A 2,953-nucleotide genomic window follows, 5' to 3' on the forward strand; every position below is an offset into this window, starting at 1 on the left:
CCCTGAAGGCAGCGGCCACGGGCCTTGCCGGTGCGACGAGTTCCACGTTCAACGTGGTCACGGGTCCATGACGGACGAGCGCCCAGCCCCTCTCCCTCGCCTGCTCTGGGACGACGAGTGGGAGGCGCCGCCATCCAACAGACGTCGTTTCCGGTTCGTCGCCGCGTTCATGGGGATCGCGCTAGCCGTGACCTGCGTCGCGCTCCTCAGGAACCGCGTGCAGTTGTGGTACCCGAACGACGACCGCGTCTGGGTCCCAATCGCGCCTGTAGCGTCTGCGATGTCGCCGGATACGCTAGTCCGCGCCGAGCCTGTGACGCCCACGCTGAGTCGTGAGGACCCCGAGCCGCAGATCCTCCAGCGGCCAACCCCGCGCCCCCGGTCGCGGGCGGCGCCCGCGGCAAACCGTCCTCCCGGCTACCTGTCCATCAATTCGAGCCCGTGGGCCGAGCTATCGGTGGACGGGCACGTCGTGGGCAACACGCCGCAGGTCCGGATTCGCGTGACGCCGGGTCGGCATCGCCTGCTCCTGGTACGCAAGGGCTTCCAGACACACAGCGCGTGGGTCACCGTAGCCGCCGGCGGTACTCTGCGGCTGACGGACATCACGCTCGAGAGCGTAGCCCAATGAGCATCCGGGTCGTGGCGCTGCTACTGCTTCTCGCGACGCCGCTCCGTGGACAGAGCGGCAGCGCGAGCGAAGTGTTGGCCAGCGCCGTCCGCGCCTATCGGGATCTCGAGTTCGACGCCGCGGCGCGCATGCTGCGGCACGTGCTCACACCGCCGCTGGCGATCGGCCTCGACGACTCGGCGCGCGCGCGAGCGCTCACCTTTCTCGGTGCCGCCGAGCACTACCGCGGCCGGCAGGACTCCGCGATCGCCGTGTTCCAGCGGCTCGCCGTCCTGGCACCGAGCCAGCGCCCCGATACGCTGATCTTCCCGCCCGAAATCATTCGGCTGTACGACGCAGTGCGGACCACGCTCCCGGTACCGCCGCCGATCGCCGTCACCGCGCCCGACACACTGCCCCGCTTTCAGCCGCCTGCGCAACCACCGCCACCGCCCCCACCAGCCGTGCTCGAAGTCCCGCCCGCGGCCCCCGCCCTGCCAGTGGGCGCGAGCCAGGGCAACGAGCTCAAAGTCACCGCCAGCGGCGCCGGTCAGGTGCTGAGTGTCCGCGGCGTAACGGCGCTCGGATTTTTCGGCAGCGTGCGGTTCCACCGCCTCGAGCTCGACGTGAGGTATGCCGAAGGCCAGCGTCGGGCTCTGGTCGAGGGAGCCGTGGCCCTGCGGTTCCTGGCGACGCCGTGGCTGAGCGTGCAGATGGGCCCGCACGCCCGCCGCTTTGACACACCGTTCGGTGCCGAGCGCTGGGTGACGTGGCGATTGGGAGGACGGGGAGAGTTGGGCCTAGCAGGTACGGGTGTGAGGGGACACGCGCTGCTGTGGCGCGCGCTGGCCCTCGACGTCAACGTGCCACCGGGCGCGGGCAGCGCGCGCGGCGGCGAGGTCGGCGTCACAATCGATTTGGAGTCCCGTCCGTTCTGGTTCGGTCTGGCGTACGGCATCGATCAGGCGCACGTGCGCGCCGCCGCCCGGCGCGAAACCGTTAAAACCGTTACGCTGATGGTGGGGCTTCGGAGGCGCTGAGACTCCCGCACGCCGCCTGGTACGCACCCTCGAAAATCATGACCCATGCCTGCCGGTAGCCCCCCTGGACCATCTTGGCGACGTCGCCGAGCGCTTCCCAGTTGCTCTGCGTGAGCTCGACGCGAGTTCGGTCGTTGCCCAGTGCCGTAAAGCGGACCTCGACCGTGCTGAAGCCCGGATTCTTCTCGCTCGGGTGCGGGATGTGGAAGTCCATGTTCAAGTAGCTGTATGGGTCGTAGGTCTTGATCGTGCCCCAGAGTTGCTCGTGACCGTCGGAGCCGATCTCGATGATCTGGCCGCCCTGCCTCGCGTCGACGCGCAGCGCCTTCACGGTTTGGCCGCGCATCACCGACGTTGAGAACTTGTGCTTGGGCCACCAGCTGCCCATGTCCAGGAACACGGTGAACGCCTGCTTCTGATTGCAGGGGACCTCGATGGTCTTCACGAGGGGCTCGATCATTTCTTTCTCCGTAAGGGGGCGGGGGCGCCCTTCGTGCGTCGCGCTATCTCGGCGCTGTACGCGTTGAGGACGTCGGACCAGAAGCTCTCCAGGTACCGCCGCAGCTCGTCCAGACCGTCGCGCCGCACCGAGTAGACACGGCGATTGCCGCGTGGCTCGACGCGCACCAGGCTTGCCCGCTCGAGTACTTTCAAATGCTGGGACACGGCCGGCCGGCTCACCGGCTGATGGGCTGCCAGCTCGCCCACGGTCCGCGGCGCGGCGCGCAGCGACTCGAGGATGTTCCGGCGGGTCGGATCGGCCAGGGCGGTGAGCACGTCTGTGTAAGTCATCTCTTACGGTAAGTTACAACTTACTAACTAGCTGTCAAGCGCGTCCAGTCGTAGACCAAGCCGACCGCGACCCCAATCACGATCCACTGTACCGCGAAGAACGCCCCCTCCATCAACACCCAACTCCCGACATCGGCGATCGCGAACTTCCCGGCCTCGGCGAGCACCCCGTAACTCGCAATGAACGTCCCCATGATCAGCGCGAACCGCAGGCCCTCGCGGACCGGCGAGCCGCCCCGGTGCAGACGCGGATACAGATAGGCCACGACGATCGCCTGGAGCACCGTCGAGAGGATCCCCATGGCGAACAACGGCTGGGCACGGAAGGCGGGACCGGCCATGGACTGAGGAAACAGCCCCAAATGCCAAGCCGCGGCGATCGGGAACGTCAACACGAGGTAGGTAACGGCAAGCAGCACGGCGCGACTCGTCGAGCTCATCGGATCTCCCGGAATAGGACCGGGCGAACATGGCGCGCTTACTTGCTTTTTGCAAGTACATCCCTAACGTT

At 67.5% G+C, this 2,953-nt stretch carries 5 protein-coding genes; 2 read left to right on the plus strand and 3 right to left on the minus strand.

What is annotated here, in order from left to right; genetic code table 11:
- Window positions 1–280 precede the first annotated feature (280 nt).
- Both VGV13_04040 and VGV13_04045 read left to right on the plus strand, forming a co-directional pair.
- Window positions 281–631 carry a PEGA domain-containing protein gene (locus tag VGV13_04040; protein HEV8640249.1) on the plus strand — a complete coding sequence of 117 codons (351 nt, stop codon included), beginning with the start codon at window positions 281–283 and terminating at the stop codon, window positions 629–631.
- Complete coding sequence (locus VGV13_04045; protein HEV8640250.1) at window positions 628–1,650, plus strand: hypothetical protein; 1,023 nt, start codon at window positions 628–630, stop codon at window positions 1,648–1,650. The genes VGV13_04040 and VGV13_04045 overlap by 4 nt, the downstream gene beginning before the upstream one ends.
- Here VGV13_04045 and VGV13_04050 read toward each other — a convergent pair.
- From VGV13_04050 to VGV13_04060, 3 genes are read right to left on the minus strand one after another with little or no spacing between them, the layout of a single operon-like run.
- Window positions 1,619–2,110 carry an SRPBCC domain-containing protein gene (locus VGV13_04050; protein HEV8640251.1) on the minus strand — a complete coding sequence of 164 codons (492 nt, stop codon included), beginning with the start codon at window positions 2,108–2,110 and terminating at the stop codon, window positions 1,619–1,621. The genes VGV13_04045 and VGV13_04050 overlap by 32 nt on opposite strands.
- Window positions 2,107–2,442 carry a metalloregulator ArsR/SmtB family transcription factor gene (locus VGV13_04055; GenBank protein ID HEV8640252.1) on the minus strand — a complete coding sequence of 112 codons (336 nt, stop codon included), beginning with the start codon at window positions 2,440–2,442 and terminating at the stop codon, window positions 2,107–2,109. The genes VGV13_04050 and VGV13_04055 overlap by 4 nt, the downstream gene beginning before the upstream one ends.
- Before the next feature lie 23 nt (window positions 2,443–2,465).
- Window positions 2,466–2,882: a hypothetical protein gene (locus tag VGV13_04060; GenBank protein ID HEV8640253.1), complete on the minus strand. Its 417-nt coding sequence runs from the start codon at window positions 2,880–2,882 to the stop codon at window positions 2,466–2,468.
- Between the last annotated feature and the right edge of the window lie 71 nt (window positions 2,883–2,953).

Source organism: Candidatus Methylomirabilota bacterium, from assembly GCA_036001065.1.
Lineage (GTDB): Bacteria > Methylomirabilota > Methylomirabilia > Rokubacteriales > CSP1-6 > MNEF01.